Annotated in this window: 15 protein-coding genes; 11 read left to right on the top strand and 4 right to left on the bottom strand. The window is 43.8% G+C overall.

What is annotated here, in order from left to right:
• The first annotated feature begins 82 nt into the window (after positions 1-82).
• The 4 genes from ABZD21_RS01050 (at position 83) to ABZD21_RS01035 (ending at position 5,574) form a co-directional block, all read left to right on the top strand.
• Positions 83-1,210: a glycosyltransferase family 4 protein gene (locus ABZD21_RS01050; RefSeq protein WP_372772190.1), complete on the top strand. Its 1,128-nt coding sequence runs from the start codon at positions 83-85 to the stop codon at positions 1,208-1,210.
• 432 nt (positions 1,211-1,642) lie between these two features.
• Positions 1,643-2,290: a WecB/TagA/CpsF family glycosyltransferase gene (locus tag ABZD21_RS01045; RefSeq protein ID WP_372772189.1), complete on the top strand. Its 648-nt coding sequence runs from the start codon at positions 1,643-1,645 to the stop codon at positions 2,288-2,290.
• A gap of 46 nt (positions 2,291-2,336) precedes the next feature.
• On the top strand, positions 2,337-3,131 hold the full coding sequence (locus ABZD21_RS01040) for a polysaccharide biosynthesis/export family protein (RefSeq protein ID WP_372772187.1): 795 nt from the start codon (positions 2,337-2,339) through the stop codon (positions 3,129-3,131).
• Positions 3,132-3,177: 46 nt separating this feature from the next.
• Entirely contained in the window at positions 3,178-5,574 is a 2,397-nt protein-coding gene (locus tag ABZD21_RS01035; RefSeq protein WP_372772186.1) for a GumC family protein, read from the top strand.
• A gap of 279 nt (positions 5,575-5,853) precedes the next feature.
• Here ABZD21_RS01035 and ABZD21_RS01030 read toward each other — a convergent pair whose 3' ends face one another.
• From ABZD21_RS01030 to ABZD21_RS01020, 3 genes are read right to left on the bottom strand one after another with little or no spacing between them, the layout of a single operon-like run.
• The gene (locus ABZD21_RS01030) at positions 5,854-9,093 is read right to left on the bottom strand and encodes an error-prone DNA polymerase (protein ID WP_372772184.1); all 3,240 of its coding nucleotides are present in this window, start codon (positions 9,091-9,093) and stop codon (positions 5,854-5,856) included.
• 14 nt (positions 9,094-9,107) lie between these two features.
• Entirely contained in the window at positions 9,108-10,604 is a 1,497-nt protein-coding gene (locus ABZD21_RS01025) for a DNA polymerase Y family protein (RefSeq protein ID WP_372772183.1), read from the bottom strand.
• Positions 10,597-11,349 carry an ImuA family protein gene (locus tag ABZD21_RS01020; RefSeq protein WP_372772182.1) on the bottom strand — a complete coding sequence of 251 codons (753 nt, stop codon included), beginning with the start codon at positions 11,347-11,349 and terminating at the stop codon, positions 10,597-10,599. Before ABZD21_RS01020 ends, ABZD21_RS01025 begins: the two co-directional genes overlap by 8 nt.
• Positions 11,350-11,412: 63 nt before the next feature.
• Here ABZD21_RS01020 and ABZD21_RS01015 point away from each other — a divergent pair, with 63 nt between their 5' ends.
• The 7 genes from ABZD21_RS01015 to ABZD21_RS00985 all read left to right on the top strand — a co-directional run bounded on the left by ABZD21_RS01015 (position 11,413) and on the right by ABZD21_RS00985 (position 19,928).
• Entirely contained in the window at positions 11,413-12,222 is an 810-nt protein-coding gene (locus ABZD21_RS01015) for an XRE family transcriptional regulator (RefSeq protein ID WP_372772181.1), read from the top strand.
• A gap of 363 nt (positions 12,223-12,585) precedes the next feature.
• Complete coding sequence (locus ABZD21_RS01010) at positions 12,586-16,008, top strand: PAS domain S-box protein (protein ID WP_372772180.1); 3,423 nt, start codon at positions 12,586-12,588, stop codon at positions 16,006-16,008.
• On the top strand, positions 16,008-16,427 hold the full coding sequence (locus ABZD21_RS01005; protein WP_372772178.1) for a response regulator: 420 nt from the start codon (positions 16,008-16,010) through the stop codon (positions 16,425-16,427). Before ABZD21_RS01010 ends, ABZD21_RS01005 begins: the two co-directional genes overlap by 1 nt.
• A 634-nt stretch (positions 16,428-17,061) precedes the next feature.
• The gene (locus tag ABZD21_RS01000) at positions 17,062-17,265 is read left to right on the top strand and encodes a hypothetical protein (RefSeq protein ID WP_372772177.1); all 204 of its coding nucleotides are present in this window, start codon (positions 17,062-17,064) and stop codon (positions 17,263-17,265) included.
• A gap of 352 nt (positions 17,266-17,617) precedes the next feature.
• Entirely contained in the window at positions 17,618-18,307 is a 690-nt protein-coding gene (locus tag ABZD21_RS00995) for a B12-binding domain-containing protein (protein ID WP_372772176.1), read from the top strand.
• Positions 18,300-18,761, top strand: coding sequence for a hypothetical protein (locus tag ABZD21_RS00990; RefSeq protein ID WP_372772174.1), 462 nt, complete (start codon positions 18,300-18,302; stop codon positions 18,759-18,761). Before ABZD21_RS00995 ends, ABZD21_RS00990 begins: the two co-directional genes overlap by 8 nt.
• Positions 18,762-18,770: 9 nt before the next feature.
• Positions 18,771-19,928 carry an ATP-binding protein gene (locus tag ABZD21_RS00985; protein ID WP_372772173.1) on the top strand — a complete coding sequence of 386 codons (1,158 nt, stop codon included), beginning with the start codon at positions 18,771-18,773 and terminating at the stop codon, positions 19,926-19,928.
• Positions 19,929-20,221: 293 nt separating this feature from the next.
• Here the strand turns inward: ABZD21_RS00985 and ABZD21_RS00980 are convergent, their stop codons facing one another.
• Positions 20,222-20,671 carry a pyridoxamine 5'-phosphate oxidase family protein gene (locus ABZD21_RS00980; RefSeq protein ID WP_372772171.1) on the bottom strand — a complete coding sequence of 150 codons (450 nt, stop codon included), beginning with the start codon at positions 20,669-20,671 and terminating at the stop codon, positions 20,222-20,224.
• Positions 20,672-21,044 lie beyond the last annotated feature (373 nt).

Genomic DNA, 21,044 nt, shown 5'->3' with positions numbered 1-21,044 from the left:
AGAAGAGTATCGTGGATGGTGGGATAGTAAGTATTAAAGGAAACAGTAACGCAACTGTTGCCGCAATAGAAAGAGGAGAAAGATGAGGATATTCTATGACTTTTATGAAATAGCGCAACAGAAAGGGCACAGCATTGGTATTTATAACTTTGCCGTTGCCTTTCTTCGGGAACTGTCGTCGGATGGAACAGTGGAGATCGTTTTGGCATGTTCCGAGCAAAATGCTTATATCGCAGAAGGCCTATCCAATGTTGAGTTACTTGTTATTGGCAAGGAATATCCGAATCGGTTCAAGCGTTTGTACTGGCGCGGTTTTTATGCATTAAAACAGGCAAAGAAAACCGATTGTGACATTTATTATTCGCCCAAAGGGTTTGCGCCAGGTTTTTTTAAAAGGGAAAAAAAGCCATTTATCGTCCTGACAATGCATGACGCGATACCGTTTTATTATCGATCAGAATTTCCAAAATATTTCGGTTGGTTTGAGAGTTTCTTTATTCCACTGACGTTAAGCCACTCGGTTAAGATCGCGAATACAATTATCACAATCTCAGAATTCTCTAAAAAAATGATCGAGAAATACTGTGGTTCCGATCAGGATATTAAGGTGATTTACAACGGTGTAGATCTTCAACTGTCAGAGTCTCGAAAATCGAAATCTGATTATATTTTTTCGATCACGTCAAATTTACCGCATAAAAACAAAGTGAATCTTTTAGAAGGATATTTGAGATACAGGGAATCGGTTGAAAAGCCTTTGCCTCTAAAGTTGTGTGGAATACGCAACGAGGAGTTAGATTCGAAATATCAGGAGCAAGGGATTGAGTGTTTCGGATATGTAGACGACTCAAAATTGCAGGAGTTGTACGCGAATGCCAGATTATTTCTGTTTTTGCCTTTGATCGAAGGATTTGGTTTTCCCCCTCTGGAGGCTATGTCGTTGGGTGTTCCATCTTTGGTTTCAGATATCCCCGTTCTGAGGGAGGTGCTTGAGGATGCCGCTTGTTTCGTAGATCCGGAGCAACCTCAAAAGATTGGCAAAGCGATTCAAAGTTCGTTAGTAGATCATGAGTTTAAAAGGCGGTTTCTCCAAAAATCAGAAGAAATGATCTCGAGATATTCCTGGGAGAACAACATTCTTCAGGCAATTCAGGTCTTCAGAAAACTAAAGGTTGACGATTTTAGAATGGCAACCGATAAAAACGGTTGACGAATAAATGGGAACATTTGCGGAAACCATCTTTGTACTCATCATTTGAAATTCGCTGTTAGCTTTATCTTTCACCGGTTTGTTATTTGTTCGTTTGAGTGGGTGTTCGTTGTGTTGCCTTGAAATTTAAAATCGGTACTCCATGAGGAGTTTCTTCCAAATGAACACCCCGTAATTTGCAATCTGCATTATCCTTTTGAATTCTTAATTTATTGACTGTCGATCACTATCGTAGTCGATATGAGGCTTTTAGAATATATGACACAGGCGCAAGCTTCAGGCTTGCGCTTACACTTCACCTCCCTGAAAATTATTAAAATGAACTCGAAGTATGCTTCAGTTTTAGGCTATCAGGTTTATCTGAATGATTTATCTGACATTTCGATCCATGGGCCTAAAATTATAAATACACTAAATGGTCATTCCTACAATGTGGCAAAAAGAGATCCGGATTTCAAAAAAGCGTTGTTGGGATCGGACGTTCTGTTGCCTGATGGAGAGAGTGTTGTTATTGGTGCTAAGGTTTTGGGCGCTGGTGATGTGCATAAAATTGCAGGCTTTGATTTGTTTTATCACCTGATGCAACGCTTAGAAAGTAATTCGGGATCTTGCTATTTTTTGGGAGCATCGGATCAAACGTTACTTAAAATTCAAAACCGGATAAAGTTAGAGTTCCCAAATGTCCGCGTTGGCGTTTTTTCACCTCCGTTTAAACCAAAATTTTCAGACGAAGATAGCGAGTTAATGTGCCATAAAGTGAATTCTTTTATGCCCGATGTACTATTTGTCGGAATGACAGCACCAAAGCAAGAAAAATGGGTGCATGAACACCATCAAAAAATAAAGGCGAATGTTATTTGCTCAATTGGAGCCGTGTTTGATTTTTATGCCGGAACAACTCACAGGCCTCCTCTCTGGATGATAAATATGCGATTGGAATGGCTAGGGAGGCTTATCTTGGAGCCTAAACGGATGTGGCGAAGGTATTTTCTTTCAACTCCGGTGTTTTTGATTGATATTTGCAAGTATAGACTTGGTCTATTTCAGTCTAAAAGGAATAAATCTCCAAAAACAAATTAAGGTGTTCCTTCACTCCGATCCAGATTTAAGTATTAAAAAAAGTTTTATGAATAATAAATTATCGATTTTCAAACTATCAATCATCTTGCTAATGGGCTTACTTGTGTCATGTAAGTCGAATAAAGAAATTACATTCTTTCAGAATTTAGCACAGGGAGAGATACAGCAATCCATTAAGTTTTCGACTAGCGACTATCCGCTTAGGGTTGGCGACAACCTGTTTATTCAGGTGTCCTCCATGAATCCGGAAGTAAGCCAGCTTTTTAATCCATCCATGGCAACAGGGGGTGGAGGAGTAGGAAACCAATATACTTCGTTACCCGGGCAATTTGTGAGCGGTTATCAGTTGGATGGAGATGGGAATATTGAATTGCCTATCATTGGGTCTGTATTTCTGCAGGGAGCTACGATTGCTGAAGCAAGAAAGATTTTGGATGCGCGGGTCGCTGAATATTTTAAAGAAGCGATGGTTAGCGTTAAGCTACTAAGTTTTAAATATACTCTGTTGGGCGAAGTTGCCAGACCCGGGGTTTATTACAACTACAGTAGTACCTGTACCATTTTGGAGGCTATAAGCAATGCCAGTGGAACAACTGATTATTCGAAGCTTCGGAGTGCCAAAATTATTCGGGAACACCAGGACGGAACTTATTCGATTGATGTGGATTTGACCGATAAATCGTTGCTGAGCTCCTCTGCTTACTATGTTCAACCAAATGACGTGATTTACGTGAGTCCAGACATAAAATATAAAAATACTAGATTAAATGCACCACTTTACTCTCTGGTACTTTCAACAATATCCACAGCGATTGTGATTGTTGGTTTACTCCTCCAGTAGGAGCTGGTAGAATTTCTGGCTTAATCGATTTGCAATTATACTGAGTATGGAAAAGAATGACGATATCTTAAAATTATTGTTGGAGGAAGATGAAAAGTCCTTCAATTTGAGGGAGTTTATAAATAAATTACTGCATCACTGGTACTGGTTTGTGCTTACTATTGCGATAGGAGTCGGGGCTGCATTCCTGTACAATAAATATACACCGCCAATTTATGAGGTAACCAGTAAATTATTGGTTAAGGATAAAAATGATGGAGGTGTTAGTTTGGGGGGGATGTTCGACCGTTTTCCAATGAGATCGAGTGTCAATCTGGCGAATCATATTGGGATACTGACCTCTTACAACCTGAATTCAGAGGTGATTCAGCAATTGGGATGGTATGTTTCATGGTATCGTAAAATGCCATTAGGTAATTTCGACTTGTACGGAAGGGAGCCTTTTCATGTGACTTTCGATCCGAATGATTCAAATCTGGAGAATGTTCCGGTATTCATCGTTCCGGTTGATACGACGAGCTATATCGCTAAAGTAGACGCGAGTATCTATCTTGGCGGTCAGCCTTTCGATATTCAATTCGAAACAAAAGGGAAGTATGGCGAGAAATTCGAGAATAATTACTTCAGCTTTACCATAAATAAGTCGATCGATGTTGGGGGAGAGGCGGACTTTTTCGTTTTTAATAATCTGGATAATTTGACGCGGAGATATGTTGGAAGTGTCAGTGTATCAAGTGTTGATGAAGAAGCGAACCTGCTTTCTGTGAATATCTCCGGAAATAACCCTAAACGAGAGATCGATTTCATTAACACACTCTCGGAAGTTTACAGAAATTACTCGCTTAGAGAACGAAATCAAATATCGGTAAACACGATCAACTTTATCGACCAGCAGTTAAATGCTGTTGTTGATACGTTGAAAACAACTAGTGATCAATTCACGAACTATCGTTCTAGTAACCGGGTTTACGATTTGAGTCAGAAGGCTGAGATTATAATGCAGAAACTGAATGAGTTAGATAAGCGACGTTCGATGGCCGAGATGCAATTAAGTTATTACGAGGATCTGAAGACGTACATGGCAGATGGAGAAAAAATGAAGAATATCACGTTTCCGTCGGTCGTTGGTATAACGGATACCGGGTTGAATAACTTGGTGCTGAAATTGAGTGAATTGTACGGTCGAAAGGAATCCTTGTCGTACAGCTTGCAGGCTAAAAACCCAACCTTAGTCGTTGTTGACCGTGAGCTTGAATACACCAGGAAAAGTTTGCAAGAAAACTTAAATAATTTGGTCTTTAACACACAACGCGAGCTGGATGCTTTAAACCGACAGATATATCAAGTGAATAGTCAGTTGAGTGATGTCCCGAAAACAGAGCAGGACTTGGTGAACATTAAGCGTATGGTTGATTTGAACAACGATTTATATAATTATCTGTTGGAAAAAAGAGCCGAGGCTCAAATTACCAAAGCATCAAATCTTCCTGAGATTGAAGTGTTGGATCCGGCTCAATTTGCCACTGTCACGCAAATTGGTCCACGAACGACGATTAATTTGGCAATGGGATTGATGTTTGGCATTTTTCTGCCTTTGTTTGTTATTGTTATGGTTGATTATTTTGATGATACCATCCATTCGAAGGAACATTTGCAGGAGTTAACGACTGTTCCAGTGGTTGCCGAGATTATTCGGAGTAAATTCAAGGAAAGTATTCCGGTGATCAAATATACACGCTCTGTTATTGCTGAATCATTCCGAAAACTCAGGACGAATATTAACTATTTGCAGAAAGGAGACAATCGGAATATAATTGCAGTACACTCATCAGTACCGGGAGAAGGAAAGACCTTTGTGTCAGCCAATTTGGCATCGGTAATGGCATTGAATAATAAAAAGGTCGTATTGATTGGTGCGGATATGCGTAAACCGACGTTACATCAGTATTTCAATTTGAAAAATGATATCGGTATTAGTACTTACCTGATTGGCCATAATCGGTTGGATGAAATTATTAAGCCTTCAGGTGTTGAAAACCTGGATGTATTATTATGTGGCCTCATACCGCCTAATCCCGCCGACCTTTTGGCGAGCGATGAATTTGTAGCGTTATTAAATGAGTTAAAAACAAGGTACGACTACATTGTGATCGATAATTCACCATTTTCGTTGGTTACCGATGCGGCGATCGTTAGTAAGATCGCTGGGGTCAATTTATTTGTTGCCCGGCAGGGATATACACATAAAAAGATGATTGAATTGCTTAATTACAATATTCAACAGTATGATATGCATCGTGTCGGGATTATTTTGAATGATATTAATCCCAAAAAGTATGGCTCGTACGCGACATCGTATTCCAGCTATGTGCAAAACTCATTAAAATCTGGCAGTGGCTATTTCGACGACAATACGAAGGTCAAGAATGGAGAATTAGTTTAAAATGAGAGTCACGCAGAAGTAGATTGTCGTTTTTGAAATTTGTATCGACAAACCAATTTTTAAGAGCGCTTTATTTTAGAATTAGACAGGTACAAGTACTTATGATACAACCATCTGGTTGATTGCAGATCGATGCGAACGGAGTTACACCTTAGATGGTGTGCTCCGTTCTTTTTTTGTAATAAGTTGAAATGCAAAGCGCCTGTGTCGTCTTTAAATTATTAGTTCAGTATGATCTGCCAGAGGTGATTGGGAGTTCTTTTTAGGAAAGGGCTCAGCTTATTTGAAATCCCGAGACCGGAAAAGTTCTCCTTGGACCACTTTCTGTTGGGTGACTTTCCCGGTTTCGGCGATTTCCACTTTCTCCGTTTTTGTTTTGTTTTTGGGGGTACTCAACGAACCAAAGTCTCTGCTTTCCACTTTCAAATTCATTAGTTCGTTCATGTTAAAGCAGGCGCCAACGACCACATGAATCACTTCACCCTCAATCTGCAGCTTCCCTTCGACCATGAGCAGTCGCGATTGCAGAATCACTTTCCGATATTGCTCAAACGTTTTGGCCCAAACCACCAGATTGGCAAAACCACTTTCATCTTCGATCGTGATAAAAAGCACTCCCTTGGCGGTTCCCGGTCGTTGTCGAACGGTAATCAGTCCACACACTTTAATCTGCCGGCCGTTTTTCATGTTACCCAATTCAGAAGTTGGTGTAACCCCAAAATCGTTGAGTGTCGGACGAAAAAAGCTCACCGGGTGAGCCTTAAGCGATAGGGCTGTGCTGGCATAATCCTGAATCACATGTTCGCCCTTGCTCATTGCCGGAAGTTCAGTCTGTTGTTCGCTGGCACTTGCCGAAGGTGTTCCGGTAAACAGACCGGTGGGGTGGTCGTGCAGAGCCGACACCTCCCAGAGTGCCCGGCGCCGGTCGAGGCCAATCGAACGGAAGGCATCGGCATCGGCCAGCCGCTCGAGTGAGGATGGCGAGACACCGGCATTGAGCAGTTCATTGACCGTTTGAAACGAAGTGACTCGTTTCGACACCAAGGTTCGCATGTCGTCTTCGCGTAAGCCTTTTACTTGTCGAAACCCCAGGCGAACCGAGCAATAGCGACCGTCGTTTTCTTCGAGTGTATTGTCCCAGTCAGACAGATTAATATCGACAGGAGACACCGTAACTCCATGTCGGCGGGCATCAATAACAATCTGTGCCGGTTGATAAAATCCCATGGGCTGACTATTCAATAAGGCTGCAGCGAAAATGTCGGGGTAATAACATTTTATCCACGACGAAATGTACACCAGCAGGGCAAAACTGGCCGCATGACTTTCCGGGAATCCGTAACTTCCAAAGCCTTCAATCTGCTTAAATACCCGGTTGGCGAAGTCGACGGAATAGCCTTTTTTAAGCATTCCGGTGATTAGTTTTTCGCGGTAGCGGGTCACTTGTCCCTGGGCTTTAAATGTAGCCATAGCCCGGCGTAACCCATCGGCTTCAGCAGGTGTGAAGCCGGCTGCGACAATCGCAATTTCCATCGCCTGTTCCTGAAACAACGGTACCCCCAACGTTCGCCCCAAAATATCTTTCAGCTCCTTCGATGGAAATTCGACCGGTTCCTCGCCATTTCTTCTTTTCAAATATGGATGTACCATGTCGCCCTGAATAGGGCCGGGACGCACAATGGCAACTTCAATAACCAGATCGTAGAAATTGCGGGGTTTCAAACGTGGGAGCATTGACATTTGTGCCCGGCTTTCAATCTGAAATACGCCAACGGTATCGGCATGGCTGATCATATCGTACACTTTCGGGTCGTCCTGCGGAATATTGGCCAGCGTCAGGTTCAGCTTATAATGTTGTCGCGCCAGATCGAAAGCTTTGCGGATGCAGGTCAACATACCCAGTGCAAGCACATCCACTTTCATAAAACCCAGCGCTTCAATGTCGTCCTTGTTCCATTCAATATTGGTTCGGTTTTCCATACGGGCGTTTAGGATGGGGCACAGCTCGTGCAGTTTTCCGCGAGTAATCACAAACCCGCCGGTGTGCTGACCCAATTGGCGCGGGAACCCGATATACTGTCCGGTTAGCTCAATAACCTTTCGCAGATGCGGGTCGGAAGCATTGAAACTGCTGCTCTCGGGAGCTTTTTTTCCAAACCAATCTTCGGTAAATTCATAGGCCGATTTCGACAACACATTGATCGCATCAGTCGATAAGCCCATCACTTTACCCACATCGCGAACGGCTCCACGCCAATGTACCTGCGTAACGGTGGCAACGATGCCGGCCCGGTCGCGCCCGTATTTCCCGTAAATGTATTGCATGATTTCCTCGCGGCGTTCATGTTCAAAGTCCACATCGATATCCGGTGGCTCGTTGCGCTCGTCGCTCATAAACCGGGCAAACAGCAACTTAAATTTCGAGGGGTCGACCGAGGTGATGCCCAGACAGTAGCAAACAGCGGAGTTGGCAGCCGAACCCCGTCCCTGGCACAAAATTCCTCGCGAACGAGCTTCGCGCACATAATCGTACACCGTCAGAAAATAGGAAGCATAGTCTTTTCGGCCGATAAATTCCAGCTCCATATCAATGGTTTCTTTTATTTTCGGCGGAATCACTTGTCCAAATTGCTCGTGCGCACCTTTCCATGTTAGCAACACAAGTTCTTCCATCGGCGTTCGCCCCTCGCTGGTAATTTCTTCGGGGTATTGGTATTTCAGCTCATCCAGCGAAAAGCGGCACGAGTCGGCCAGCTTCAAGGTATTTCGAATGGCCTCCGGATATTGCCGGAACAGTCGATGCATTTCGTCGATGGGTTTCAGGTAGCGTTCGGCATTTTGGTGTAGCTTGAATCCTGCGGAATGAATGGTGCACTTTTCGCGGATGCAAGTCAATACATCTTGCAGTTCGCGCCGCTCGGGGCTGTGGTAGTGCACGTTGTTGGTTGCCACGAGTGGAATCTGTAGCCGTTTCGACAGCTGCGAAAGCCGGAACAGACGCTTCTGGTCGTCTCCCTGGTAGGTAAAGTTTGCGCCCAAATACAAATTACCTTTCAGCTCCTTTTTATAATCCGCTATTGCCTGTGTAAATTCAGGTTGAAAATCGAAATCTGCATTGAGTGCTGTTGGAGGGATCAGTAGAAAATTGATCCCATTGGCATAGTTGTACACATCGGCCCGATACAGGTGGCATTGCCCTTTTTCGGCTCGCATATTGCCTTCAGAAAGTAGTCCCGACAGGTTGGCGTAGCCCGACAGACAAGTTGGATAGGCCAGCAGGCTTGGCCCGTCCATCAGGTCGAGACGGCAAGCCGGGATGAAACGGATATTCTTTTCGCGGGCAGCAACATGGGCGCGTACAATACCCGCCAGTGAGTTGCGGTCGGCAATAGCAATGGCAGTGTAGCCCAGTTCTTCAGCTTTTTCCACCAGCTCTTCGGGGTGCGATCCACCCCGAAGAAAGGTGAAATTTGATGTTATCTGTAATTCGGCGTAGTGCATTTCAGTCTCGCTACTCATGTCTCATTTCTTTTTCAAACAAAATACCCATGCAAAAACCACTGGGGATTGCCGCTGTTGTATAATCCAAGTCGGAAGATCCAGTAGCGTGCTCCTTTTTCATCTTCAACCTGGTAATAATCTCGTGGAGGCCCATTTTGAAGCCACCATTCCTGTTCAATTCGTTCGGGGCCATCTGCCCGGGTAATACGGATAATTTCGTTTTTGTGCCGAAAGTGCAAGGGGGGATAATCAGGCAATGCGACCATAACATCAATTGGTTCCGGATTTGGTAAAAGATGAAGCGGACGAGGTCGGTCGGTGCGCCATTCGGTTACGGGTTGTTCTTCGAGTGAGCCGACCTCTTTCACCGATCGTTCCGGCCAGTAATGCTCCTGTGGCAGGTAACGATGAATGGCCTTCGAACCCACTTTGCCGGCAATGTTGTCCAACAATTCAGCAATTGCTGTCTGATTGTTGCTTCCGGTGCCCCATAAAGCTTCCTGTGTTTCGCTTACATCTTCAACCAGTGGAGCTTCCAGCGTGAACAGTTCGATTCCGAGCGCCGGTTCCAATTCCGGTATTTTCAATTCGAATAGTTTGAAAAGGTGTGCCGCATTGCGCGAAGCCCGGTTGGTGCCAATGCTAATTTGCACGGTTTCTCCATCAATTCGGTAGCCTTTCAGAATTCCCGTTCGCATTCCTTTCCCTTCGGCAAAAAAACGGGTGCAGAGCATTTCGAGCAAGCGTTCCAAGGCTATTTCAATTCCTTTGGCCGTTCGGATGGGCTCCAGGCAGGGTAGTCGTTCCAGATAAACAGGTGTGGCTTGAATGGGTTTCAGTAGCTCGCGTTCGGTGCCCAAAGCCTGATCCAGCCGAAGGAGCAGGTTGTTGCCGAATCGACGGCGCAGGTTGCTGCCGGGAATGGAAGTGAGCTGTCCGATTTGCCGGAAGCCCAGCTTGTCCAGCCGTTGCAGGGTGGCGCTATCCAGTCGCAGTGCAGCGGGAGGGAGCGGAAGTAGAGCTTGGCGATGCGTGCCCGGCTCCACAATGGAATGCTGTCTGCCGTAGCGAGCCACAGCCCAGGCTGCACCAATGGTGTCGGCAATGGCGGCTCGTGCGGCATAGCCTCCTTTGCGCAAACGGGTTGTGATTGTTTGAAGATAAGGACGTTCGCCACCCCACAAATGTGCACATCCGGATAGGTCGAGTACCAGTCCGTCGGGAGGGTTGGTGGCAACGATCGGGCTAAAGCGGAAGCACCATTCAGCCAGTTTGTTCAGTAGCTTTTCTTCGGCTTCGGGCTCTGCAGGAAACACTTCAACCTGAGGAAGTATGGCGCGTACATCGGCAACCACCATTCCGGGCGCCATTCCTTCTTTTACCAGAGCGGGACTGGCGGCCCGAATAACCATTCTTCCGTGTTCGGGAGCATACAGAAGGAAAGGCATGTTACGCAGTTCCGGATTCAGCTTTGTCATCCGGTCGGTTGGCAGGTAGCGAAGCCAAATATACAGATAGCGTTTAGGCATAGTTTCGTTCTTTTGTGGTTGATGCGGAAGGCAGTGAGGCCTGACGCCGGGTTGGCAGGGCCCGGAAGCTGCCGTTTTGCCACTCGAATTGCCAGATGCCCGGGCGGCCGTTGCGAATTTTCTCTAATTCCACCTCTACGCGCGGGGCGCCAACGCCCGGCAATCCACGCGTGTTTTGGCTGGGGAGTGGACTGATTTTCCATCGCGATACACAAGCCAGCGTGCTTTGGGAACGTGGTTGCAGGCGATGCAGAAATCCGGTTACCCGGCTGCTCTCAACAGCAAGTTGCAGACGGCGCGATTCGGCAAAACTCACTTCGCGAAGCTCGGCTACCACAGCTGCCAGAGCAGTGCATTTCAGTGCCTGTTCCATCACCCAAAGCCCATCTTTTTTGAGCTTCACATCAACAAAAACAACCCGGTGTGGTTCAATGCCATAAAATTTTAAGGCCGGAGGAAATAGTTTTCGTCCGACACCAATCCACAGACAAATACCACCTTTTTTCATTAGTGTGCTCAACAGACCCGCCAGAAAGCCATTGGCAGAGGCGGCATGTGCTTCGGTGGGGCTGATGAATTCGTGTATGGCTCCCACGGGAAAAGTACCACCAGGAAATGACGGGTTCATTGGCCCCAGCCCAAAATCGAGCTGCCGGCTATCCGGTCCGGAGCTGAAACCTTCCATCGAAAGTATCTGCTTTTTTAGCTGACTGATGATTTCTTTTTTTCCTGTAATCGCTTCCATAATTGAGAAATAGCTCTATATTTGTTACGATTAATAACAATTAATTGTTTCTAAGTATAACAAATGAATAGCAAAGCGCAAAAGATTTTTTTCGCCGCGAACCTCAAATTCTTGCGCGAACGCCGGAAAATGAGTCAGGAAACATTGGCTTCGATTTTAGGATTAACCCGTGCGAAACTGGCTGCTATTGAAGCTGGTAATACGAAGTCGCCACAGCCGGAAGATTACCTCAGTTTTTCGGAATTCTTCAAAATAAGTATCGATTCGTTGTTGAAAATTGATCTGTCGAAATTGGGTGAGTTGAAAATGCGTGAGCTTGAAGCCGGGAACGATGTGTACATTCGTGGAGGCAACTTGCGGGTGCTGGCTATTTCGGTGGACAAATCGAACAATGAAAATGTGGAGTACGTGCCGGTGAAAGCCAAAGCCGGTTATATGGCGGGCTATAACGATCCGGAGTTTATTGCCGCCTTGCCGAAGTACTCAATTCCTAATTTGCCAACGCAGGGCACTTTTCGCATTTTTCCGTCGGTGGGCGATTCGATGTTGCCGGTTCCGGAGGGCTCCGACATTGTGGCGCAGTATGTGGCCGACTGGACCGACCTGAAAACCGATACACCCTGTATTGTGATTTTGAAAGGACAGCAGGATTTCGTTTTCAAACTAACGACGTTGAGCCCAAACGGCACGATTCGCCTGAAATCGCTCAATCCGCTCTACGAACCCTACACAGTTGAGGCTGCCGATGTGATGGAAATCTGGCGTTTTTATGCCTACACCAGTCGCGAATTTCCCGAAGCCCGCTCTGAAATGGCTACCGTATTGACCGCGATTAAAAATCTGGAAGAAAAAATAGGGAAGATTGTGTCCTAAATTTGAAGCTGCGAGTATGAGAAAACTTGCAGAAATCCATCGCTCGGGATGGTTGGTCGACATCTCCGTAATTACCAGTATAAAATGGTTTCTTACTCCGCAAATACCCACTAGTAGTGAATTGAGCCAGCAAAAAATTACATCACTTATCTTTTGTATGCTAATTTTAATGTCGGGTTTCTCCAATTTTGATCCCTCTCAGCCAATCGCAAACCTAATTTTTTTGTCCATGAGGAGATCGTTTCAATATTTTCGGGTGTTGTGAAAATGGAGTCTTTTTGCTTTTGTAACTTATTTCTTTTATTATTTTCGGAGCTTATTTGATTCGTGATACAAACCAAGCGAGAAACTAATTGATCTACTATGACTCTGAATCGTCAGGCTGTCAGCTTTTTCCCAATTGCTGCATTCTTAGTTGAAAAAGTGGGAGGGCAGATTGTTGCAGCAAATAATAAAGGCATGGGATTAGCAAACCTTAGTTCCGGGATAATTCAGAGCCACTCGATTACTGAATTTATCGACGATGGATGTTTGCGCGACGGAGAATTTACCAACTGCAGATTCCAGGTGAATGAACAAACGGTCGTTGTCGGAAATCTGAATGTTCAGGAATGTGAGACTGATTTTTGGATTGTTTCGTTTTGGAATGAAAGGGTTCAATCGGTTGACTCCAATACCAATCAAACAGAAATGTCGGGTTTGGTTAGTCACGATTATCTAACCAAAGCAACGGTCGAATTATCAACAGATAGTATTGCAATTGTTCAGGATGAAATAATGCAATATGTAAATAAAAAGCTGATTCAGGTTTCGGGGTATAATCCATCCGAAATAATTGGGCAAAATTTTGCCCAATTTGTCGATCCGGCCGAACGGGAGAGGGTCTACTCGTTTTTTAATAAACGACAACGAGGGGAGACGTCTCCAACCCAATACGAGTCGGTAGCAATGTTGTTCGGTGGTAAAAAGCTCGATGTTGAAGTATCTGTTGTGACTATTGTGTTTAACGGGAAACCCGCATACCAAATAACCTTACGCGATATTACGAAACGTAAAGTTGCTGAGCGGAAGTATCAGAATATCATCAATTTTGCACCGGTAGGCTTTTATCAGACTAGTCGCGATGGCGAATTCCTGATTGCGAACAATGAATTGGCCTATCTTTTAGGGTATAACTCAGGGGGTGAATTAGTTGGGAGAAACATTGAGGAGTTCTACTATTCAGCAGCAGATCGTGAATCCCTGATTCAGAAATATGACCGAACGCAGAAATCGGACGTTAAAAACATCGAAGTTCGTCTGCGGAAAAAGGATGGAAGTCCGATTTGGGTTTTAATGACAGCCCGTGCCATCAAGGATGAACACTTGATAACCCAATCGTACGATGGTTTTATCAATGATATCTCGGGGCGAAAAAAGCAGGAGCTTGTACAAAAAATGCTCCTGTCCTTGTCGAAACGCTCAATGACCAATATTGGCTTGCCTGACTTTTTGGCTACCGTACATGGGGACCTTAAAAAGGTTTTGAAAGCTGAAAATTTTTATGTCGCGCTGTTCGACAGCGACAGCATGAAGTATAGACTTCCATACCATGTGGATGAGTTTGATGAATTTCCTTCGGACACTCCCATCGATTTAACTTACTCCTTAACGGATTTAGTGAGGAATAGTAACAAAGGGATGATCGTTACGGCAGAAACTCAGGCCGCCTTAGTGAAAAAGTATCTTGTTGAACCGAAAGGGAAAGCCGCGAAAGTGTGGATGGGGGTTCCGCTTGTCGATTCTGAAACCGATAGCGCCTATGGCGTTCTTGTTGTTCAGGATTATTCTGACACGACAGCATATACCGATGATGACTTGCAAACTCTTAGCCTAATTGCCGGAACTATCGGTTTATTTGTTGATCGGGTGAAGAACCTCGAAAGTCTGAAAATGGCAAAAGAGTTGGCCGAAGAAGGCATGACGAGGTACAGGGCGCTGTTTTACGACAACAAATCAGTTATTTTGTTAATCGATTCACTGTCGATGGATATTGTTGATGCCAATTCGGCCGCCTGCGAATTTTACGGCTATCCTTACCATGAACTCACCTCCCTGAAGATTAGTCAGATTAATATGCTCTCCGAACAGGAGATACGCGATGAAATGCGAAATGCGATGACCGACAGACGGCGGTCGTTTCAATTTAAACACCGTTTGGCAGGTGGCGAGGTTAAAGATGTTGAAGTTTTTGCCGGAAGTGTAACGGTAGGCAAAAAGAGATTGCTCTATTCTATTATAACCGATATAAGCAAACGAAAGAAGGCAGAAGAGCAAGTGTTGAAGCTAACGGCCTCTGTTGAGCAAAGTCCGGTTATAACCGTCATCACCGATCTGGAAGGGAACATCCAATACGTAAATAGTGCTTTCGAACAAGTTACCGGCTATTCCAAAGATGAAGCCATTGGAAGAAATCCCCGTTTCTTGCAATCGGGTAATACCAATCCCGACGTTTATAACGAACTGTGGGCTTCAATCCTGAACGATCAAACCTGGACGGGTGAATTAGTAAACCAGAAAAAGAATGGTGAAATTTTTATCGAAAAGGCTACCATTACGCCAATAAAGGATGATAGCGGAAAAACGATCAATTTTCTGGCTGTTAAGGACGACATAACAAGCCGCAAAAAGCAACTCGCCGAAATTGCCCGCCTCTCTAAGGCCATTGAGCAAATGCCCTCTCCGGTTGCTCTGACCGATAAAGAAGGGGTTTTTGTGTATGTAAATCCAAAGATGTGCGAAGTTACCGGCTATACCGCCAGCGAACTTATCGGAATAAGCACGCGGATATTGAAATCAGGAGAGCATACTTCGGATTTTTACAAAGAGCTGTGGGATACGATTAATGCAGGGGAGATTTGGATTGGAGAGATGATTAATCGTAAAAAAAACGGCGAATTCTATATTGAGTCAGTTCGGATTTCTGCCGTTTTCGATGCAAATGGCGAAGTCATCAATTTCATAAAAGTATCCAACGACATCAGCGTTGAGCGGCAACTGCTGAACGAGTTAATCCAGGCTAAAGAAAAGGCCGAAGAAAGCGACCGGCTAAAATCGGCTTTTCTGGCTAATATGAGCCATGAAATCCGAACACCAATGAATGGAATACTCGGTTTTACGGGTTTGTTGCTGGAACCAGACTTGCAGGAAGAAGACAAAGAACAGTTTCTCCGAATCATTTATCAAAGTGGCATCCGTTTGATGGACACAGTTTCCGATTTGGTTGAGATTTCCAAAATAGAAGCTGGCATTGTTGACGTGAAATCGTCGACATTTGATATTCATTCAGCAGTAATCGATTTGGTTCGGTTTTTCCAGCCACAAGCTGATGAGAAGAATTTGAAACTCGAGTTTAGAACCGAATCACATCAACCGAATTTGATGATTACTTCCGATAAAGGGAAGTTTGACTCAGTTTTGACTAATCTGATCAGAAACGCGCTGAAATTCACGAATAAAGGAACTGTTTCGATCGAGTATGCCATTTGTGAAGGTCAGCTTCAATTTTGTATTGAAGATACCGGGGTCGGGATTCCGGAACATCGGCATAAAGCCATCTTTAACCGGTTCGAACAAGCCGACAACGATTTCTCCAGAGCCTTCGAAGGTTCCGGACTCGGGCTGGCTATAGCGAAATCATATGTTGAAATGATTGGTGGGCAAATTTGGCTCGAATCGACTGTTGGACTTGGTTCTCGTTTTTATTTTACTCTACCGCTACTATCGGTCAAATCAATTGTTTGTTAATGGAAAATATCATCAAAGGTTATCAAAAAAGTAGACCACTGGAGAATCTGACCTTATTGGTTGTTGAAGACGATTTGTCGTCAGCCAGATTATTGAAAACATTGCTTAAAAAGTATATCAACCAAGTCAATCATGTCTTGAACGGAGAAGATGCCATCGCTTATTGCCAGGAGAACCCTCATGTTCAGATAATTCTCATGGATATAAAAATGCCGGGGATCGACGGTTTGGAAACGACCCGAAGAATCCGGACGTTTAACAAGGATGTGGTTATCATCGCTCAAACAGCGTACGCCCTTGACGGCGATAAGGAAAAAGCGTTGCAAGCCGGCTGTAACGACTACATATCGAAACCCATTAATAAAGTTGAGTTGTTAACAAAACTCGAATCGCTGGCATCGGCAGTTGTTAGTCAATAGTCGAATACGGGTACGACACTACTTGCGCTGTATTAAATACAACTGGGCGTCTTGTCGATCCCGGACATCGCCAGTCAGCTACTTTTTTTTGACTTTTACTATTGTTGAAACGGCAAGGTAAACATCGATTCGGTTTCTGCTTCTGTTTTGCTTTCAACCTTAATTTTCCTTTGTGTTTCTCAATAAAGCCGTTGCGAAGCAGCAATCCAAAGCCGGAACCTTTTTCATTTCCAGTATCCAAAGTACTTCCGTACGAAGGGGGCTTAAAACAGCTTTTTTAGTACTGATGTAATTGTTGAAAGATCTTGTTTTGTGTCGACAAGTGGGAGTTAAGTATTGATTAAACGACAAAAATGACCTATTTTCGCCGCGCTGATTTGACCAGGGTGTTTGCAGTAAAAGCAGGTGTGCAGCTTTATAAGCAGAGAGGGGGCTGTGCATTGTTACCGAATGCCAACGATATTTTCAGATTTCCGAAGAGAGTGGAATGCCTGAGATTATTAAGTCGAACACAGCATGTACTTAACTTTTAGAATTACGTGATTTTTTTTAGAATTGGAATCACGAAAAAATTAGAACGAAGGTTTTACCCTGGCTCTTCGGAGCCAGGTTTCTTTTTTTAAGGAGTGAGGATATGAGTGCGAAAGATAGATATGTGGTGTTGGATCATGAATCCGGAGAAACTTTTGAAACAACCAAAATTGGTTATGAAAGTTTAGTTGCTTACGATGACTGGGGACGTTACCAGTTAGTACAAACAGTTCGTTCTGAAAGCTGCCTGCAGCCAGAGTCCGAAATCTGCGTTGAAGTGGAAGAATCAGCCTGTTTGTGCCTCTAACGAAAAAATTACGTTCCCTAAATTTCGATTAGAATCTAATTTCAGAGTCCCCCGAAAAAAATCACTTTGATTAAATAATTATCGGGTAACAAGTATTCTGCTTTAAGCCATAGGAGGACTATGAATTGAGATAGAGCGGGATTGTTGTTTACTTGAAATAATTCTAAATCCGGAAAAATCATTTCGATTAAGCTATTTCATGCCCACATTTTGATATATTTGGTTGGTAGCATAAAACGACCTGATTTGGCGGGATGCAAACAGAATGATGTCATCTGGCGTTTTGAGCCTATACCTGGCAGGAAGACGTGAAAATGTCAAACGAATATTTTTAATTTGAGCCAGAGACTAAATGGACAACCAACTAAAGGAAAAAGAACAATTCTCAAAAGGCCTATTGGAATCGCAGCAGCCACATAAAGAATTTCTGCGTTCTCTGCTTGCAGGGAACCACCTTTTATGTTCTGAGCAGGTGCAGGCTTACCTTGGCAGGCAGATTTCAATTAAAGAGCTTTACGAGAATATTTTCGCGAAGGCGCTGTATGATGTCGGAGAGCTTTGGGAGTTTAATAAAATCACCGTGGCAACCGAACATTTAGCTTCTGCGATCGTGGAGTCCATTCTGAATCAGTTATATTTCGAGATCATTTCCAATAAAAAGAATAGTAAAACAGTTGTCGCAGCCTGTGTCGAGAACGAAAGCCACCAAATTGGGATAAAAATGGTCAGTGACGTATTTGAAATGAATGGCTGGAATGCGCTGTTTTTAGGTGCTAATACTCCAACATCAGAGCTTGTCCGTTTTGTTAATGCGAATAAGCCCGATGCGTTAGCAATCTCTTTAACCATATATTTTAACCTGCCCGCCCTTGAGAAGATGATTCAAAGGGTGCAGAATGAATTCCCGGATCTTCCAATTTTAGTAGGCGGTCAGGCATTTCGACATGGCGGTAAGGATGTTGTACTGAACTATGATAATGTCGAATTTTTACCCGATCTAAATAGTCTTGAATTGTTTATCAAAAATAAAGCGAATGAATAGAGCCTTCCTTATAGAAACAGCTAATCAACTGAAACAAGTAAGTTCACTATCTGCCGATGAATACGCCCTGAAATCAGATCAGCTCATTGGTAAAATGAATCAGCTGATGCTTGAGAAAGATGATATTGAAAGTTTGGTTGGTAAAGACAACCTGGCTATGATGAAGGATAATCATTCCAATCATGTGCGCTTTATGCTTTCGGTATTTAGAAACTATACTCCCGAGGTGTTGGTCGAAACAATTTTGTGGGTTTTCAGAGCCTATCGTAGTCATGGTTTTACGACCAATTACTGGGCAAGGCAATTAAATACCTGGATCGGTCTGTTGAAGGACGAATTATCATCGGACTGCTATTTTGAGCTATATCCATACTACGAATGGATGCAAATTAATATTCCGCTTTTTGTAAAGGTATCCGACGAAAAATTGGATGCATCGGAATTCTTACATTAAGGCGCCCGAATGCAGGATTCCAATCAGATACTACCGGAATGGACTTTCGAAATTCTCGAGTCGTTGGGCAAAAGTAATGCTTTGTGTGTCGCATTGTTTGGAGCAGATAAAAAGCTGCTTTTTGCGACTCCGGTTATGCACGAACTTTTTAAAGACGAACCATCTAAAAGCTTTATTAATCCAACATTTGACAAGCTGCTTTCGCTAAGAAGAGGTGATCCACTCCTTTACGATGGCATATTGACAATCGGTGATTATGTGTCCATCAATAGCTCCATCGAAGCGCAAGTTTATATGAAGGAAGATAAACTACTTGTTGTTGGTGGCGCTAACGCATCGCAGTTACAAGAGCAAAATGTCGCGATGCATCAATTGAATCAACAGATCAACAATCTTCACCGACAATTGCTAAAAGAGAAATCGACACTTGTTGATACACTAAATCAATTGAACGAATCAAATTCCTTATTGCAGCAGGCAGTTGACACAAAAGATAAGTTTTTCTCCATTATTGCTCACGACCTCAAAAGTCCGTTTAATGCAATTGTTGGATTTAGTGAAATCCTCATGGAGCTGATTGAAGAGAAGAATTATGAGAATATCGGAGAGCATGTAAGTACCATACTGCAATCCTCAAACCAAGCCATGGGGCTGTTGAAAAACCTGCTGGAATGGGCCAGATCGCAAACGGGTTCAATGAGTTTCAATCCGGAACAGTTCTCGCTGATGCAATTTTTAGCCGATATGAATGCTTTATTCGAAGGCCCTGCAAGGCAAAAAGCAATTCGCGTTCGAATTGTTGCTCCGCATGACCTGCTGGTTTTTGCTGATAAAAATATGTTGAATATAGTCTTGCGGAATCTAATTTCGAATGCCATAAAATTTACGAAACCGGGAGGAGAGGTCATTATTTCGTCTGTCGAAAAACAAAACAGCATCCATTTCACCGTTGAAGATACGGGGGTCGGTATTGCCCCTGATAAGATTGGCAAGTTGTTCTCTGTCGGTCAAAACTTCACAACACGCGGAACCAATATGGAGAACGGAACCGGTTTAGGCTTAATTCTGTGCAATGAATTTGTTGAGAAACATGGTGGCGAAATAGGAGTGCAAAGCGAACTAAACAAAGGCTCAATATTCTATTTCTCGTTACCGGGCAAAAAATAGCCTATTGCAGATTTAGCCTCTCTACTCAGAGCCAGACGACATCCTTTTAGCTGTTGGCCAAGTTCCCCACAAAATTATCCATCGCTTGTCAGAAAGGCATGAGAATGTATACCGAATGGAGATTTAAACAGGTATTGGGTTGCAACATTATTTGAAGCCGCCAGTGCTCTCGGTTAACGGCTAAATGCAAAAAAAGGGAGTGGCTGTTACGCCTGCTCCCTCATCCGTTTATTCCCTTACTGGTTTTAGTATTATTTTCGGTTTCCTTTGGAACAGCCTGACTCGGCAGGAAACTAAATATGAACTATTTCAGTATGTCCGAAACTTATGGTGTTGTCGGTTACCAAAACCTCGGTAGGTATAACTTTAAACACACGCATATCGGCCGGGTTGAAGGGTAAATTTGTCAGGAAGGGCATTTTCTGAGCCAACAAACCAAAAGCCATCTGGATCGTTTCCGGGGCCGTGACTTCTTCCGCTACTCCTGATCCTTTTACGTACTTCAATTGCATTAAGTCGTCCATGCTCGCGCAATCGTGGTCGATTACAAATGAGACCTGTTCGTTGTTTTTTAATTGAGCCACCTTACGAGTATCTTTATGGGTCATGAAATAAATGTTCAATTTATCGTCCGACGCATAATCAACTCCTCTTACACATGGCAATCCCTTTTCGTCAATACTGGCAATGTGAACCAACCGGTGATCCTCAATAATTTGTTTTAATGTTTCTAATGTGCTCATAATTAATTTACTTTTCAGATGAACTATTTCGATCTTTCTTCCAATAAGCGATAATTGGTTATTGGAGCCCCTATATAAAAGCTTTTTTAGCGGAAATAGAGTTTACAAAACTAATCAAATTGTCGTCGGGCTTACTGTATTTTTATCATGTTTGAGAGCGCAGAAGTGAAGGCGGGGAGGGGATGCTCTGTGGCACGGAGCTTATCGGCAGTCATGGTTCACTCACGGAGGCAAATTCTTTGGTTCGCCATCCGCTGTCGCCATTCACAGTCAGACCATTCAGTTTCCGTTCATTCCCTGATGAGTATTCTTTCACCCAATAAATACTGCCCCCGATCCGCTGAAAGCCTTTGATTTATTCGTAGTCCGGAAG

Origin of the sequence: Mangrovibacterium sp. (assembly GCF_041596335.1) — a bacterium.
GTDB lineage: Bacteria > Bacteroidota > Bacteroidia > Bacteroidales > Prolixibacteraceae > Mangrovibacterium.
The sequence above is the reverse complement of the archived record's forward strand: the minus strand, read 5'-3'. Positions and strand labels throughout refer to the sequence as shown.

What these genes read in the sequence shown, in the direction of transcription:
- ABZD21_RS01050 (WP_372772190.1), top strand. Translation starts at nt 83, where the DNA reads ATGAGGATATTCTATGACTTTTATGAAATAGCGCAACAGAAAGGGCAC.
- ABZD21_RS01040 (WP_372772187.1), top strand. Translation starts at nt 2,337, where the DNA reads ATGAATAATAAATTATCGATTTTCAAACTATCAATCATCTTGCTAATG.
- ABZD21_RS01035 (WP_372772186.1), top strand. Translation starts at nt 3,178, where the DNA reads ATGGAAAAGAATGACGATATCTTAAAATTATTGTTGGAGGAAGATGAA.
- ABZD21_RS01030 (WP_372772184.1), bottom strand. Translation starts at nt 9,093, where the DNA reads ATGAGTAGCGAGACTGAAATGCACTACGCCGAATTACAGATAACATCA.
- ABZD21_RS01025 (WP_372772183.1), bottom strand. Translation starts at nt 10,604, where the DNA reads ATGCCTAAACGCTATCTGTATATTTGGCTTCGCTACCTGCCAACCGAC.
- ABZD21_RS01020 (WP_372772182.1), bottom strand. Translation starts at nt 11,349, where the DNA reads ATGGAAGCGATTACAGGAAAAAAAGAAATCATCAGTCAGCTAAAAAAG.
- ABZD21_RS01015 (WP_372772181.1), top strand. Translation starts at nt 11,413, where the DNA reads ATGAATAGCAAAGCGCAAAAGATTTTTTTCGCCGCGAACCTCAAATTC.
- ABZD21_RS01010 (WP_372772180.1), top strand. Translation starts at nt 12,586, where the DNA reads ATGACTCTGAATCGTCAGGCTGTCAGCTTTTTCCCAATTGCTGCATTC.
- ABZD21_RS01005 (WP_372772178.1), top strand. Translation starts at nt 16,008, where the DNA reads ATGGAAAATATCATCAAAGGTTATCAAAAAAGTAGACCACTGGAGAAT.
- ABZD21_RS01000 (WP_372772177.1), top strand. Translation starts at nt 17,062, where the DNA reads ATGAGTGCGAAAGATAGATATGTGGTGTTGGATCATGAATCCGGAGAA.
- ABZD21_RS00995 (WP_372772176.1), top strand. Translation starts at nt 17,618, where the DNA reads ATGGACAACCAACTAAAGGAAAAAGAACAATTCTCAAAAGGCCTATTG.
- ABZD21_RS00990 (WP_372772174.1), top strand. Translation starts at nt 18,300, where the DNA reads ATGAATAGAGCCTTCCTTATAGAAACAGCTAATCAACTGAAACAAGTA.
- ABZD21_RS00985 (WP_372772173.1), top strand. Translation starts at nt 18,771, where the DNA reads ATGCAGGATTCCAATCAGATACTACCGGAATGGACTTTCGAAATTCTC.
- ABZD21_RS00980 (WP_372772171.1), bottom strand. Translation starts at nt 20,671, where the DNA reads ATGAGCACATTAGAAACATTAAAACAAATTATTGAGGATCACCGGTTG.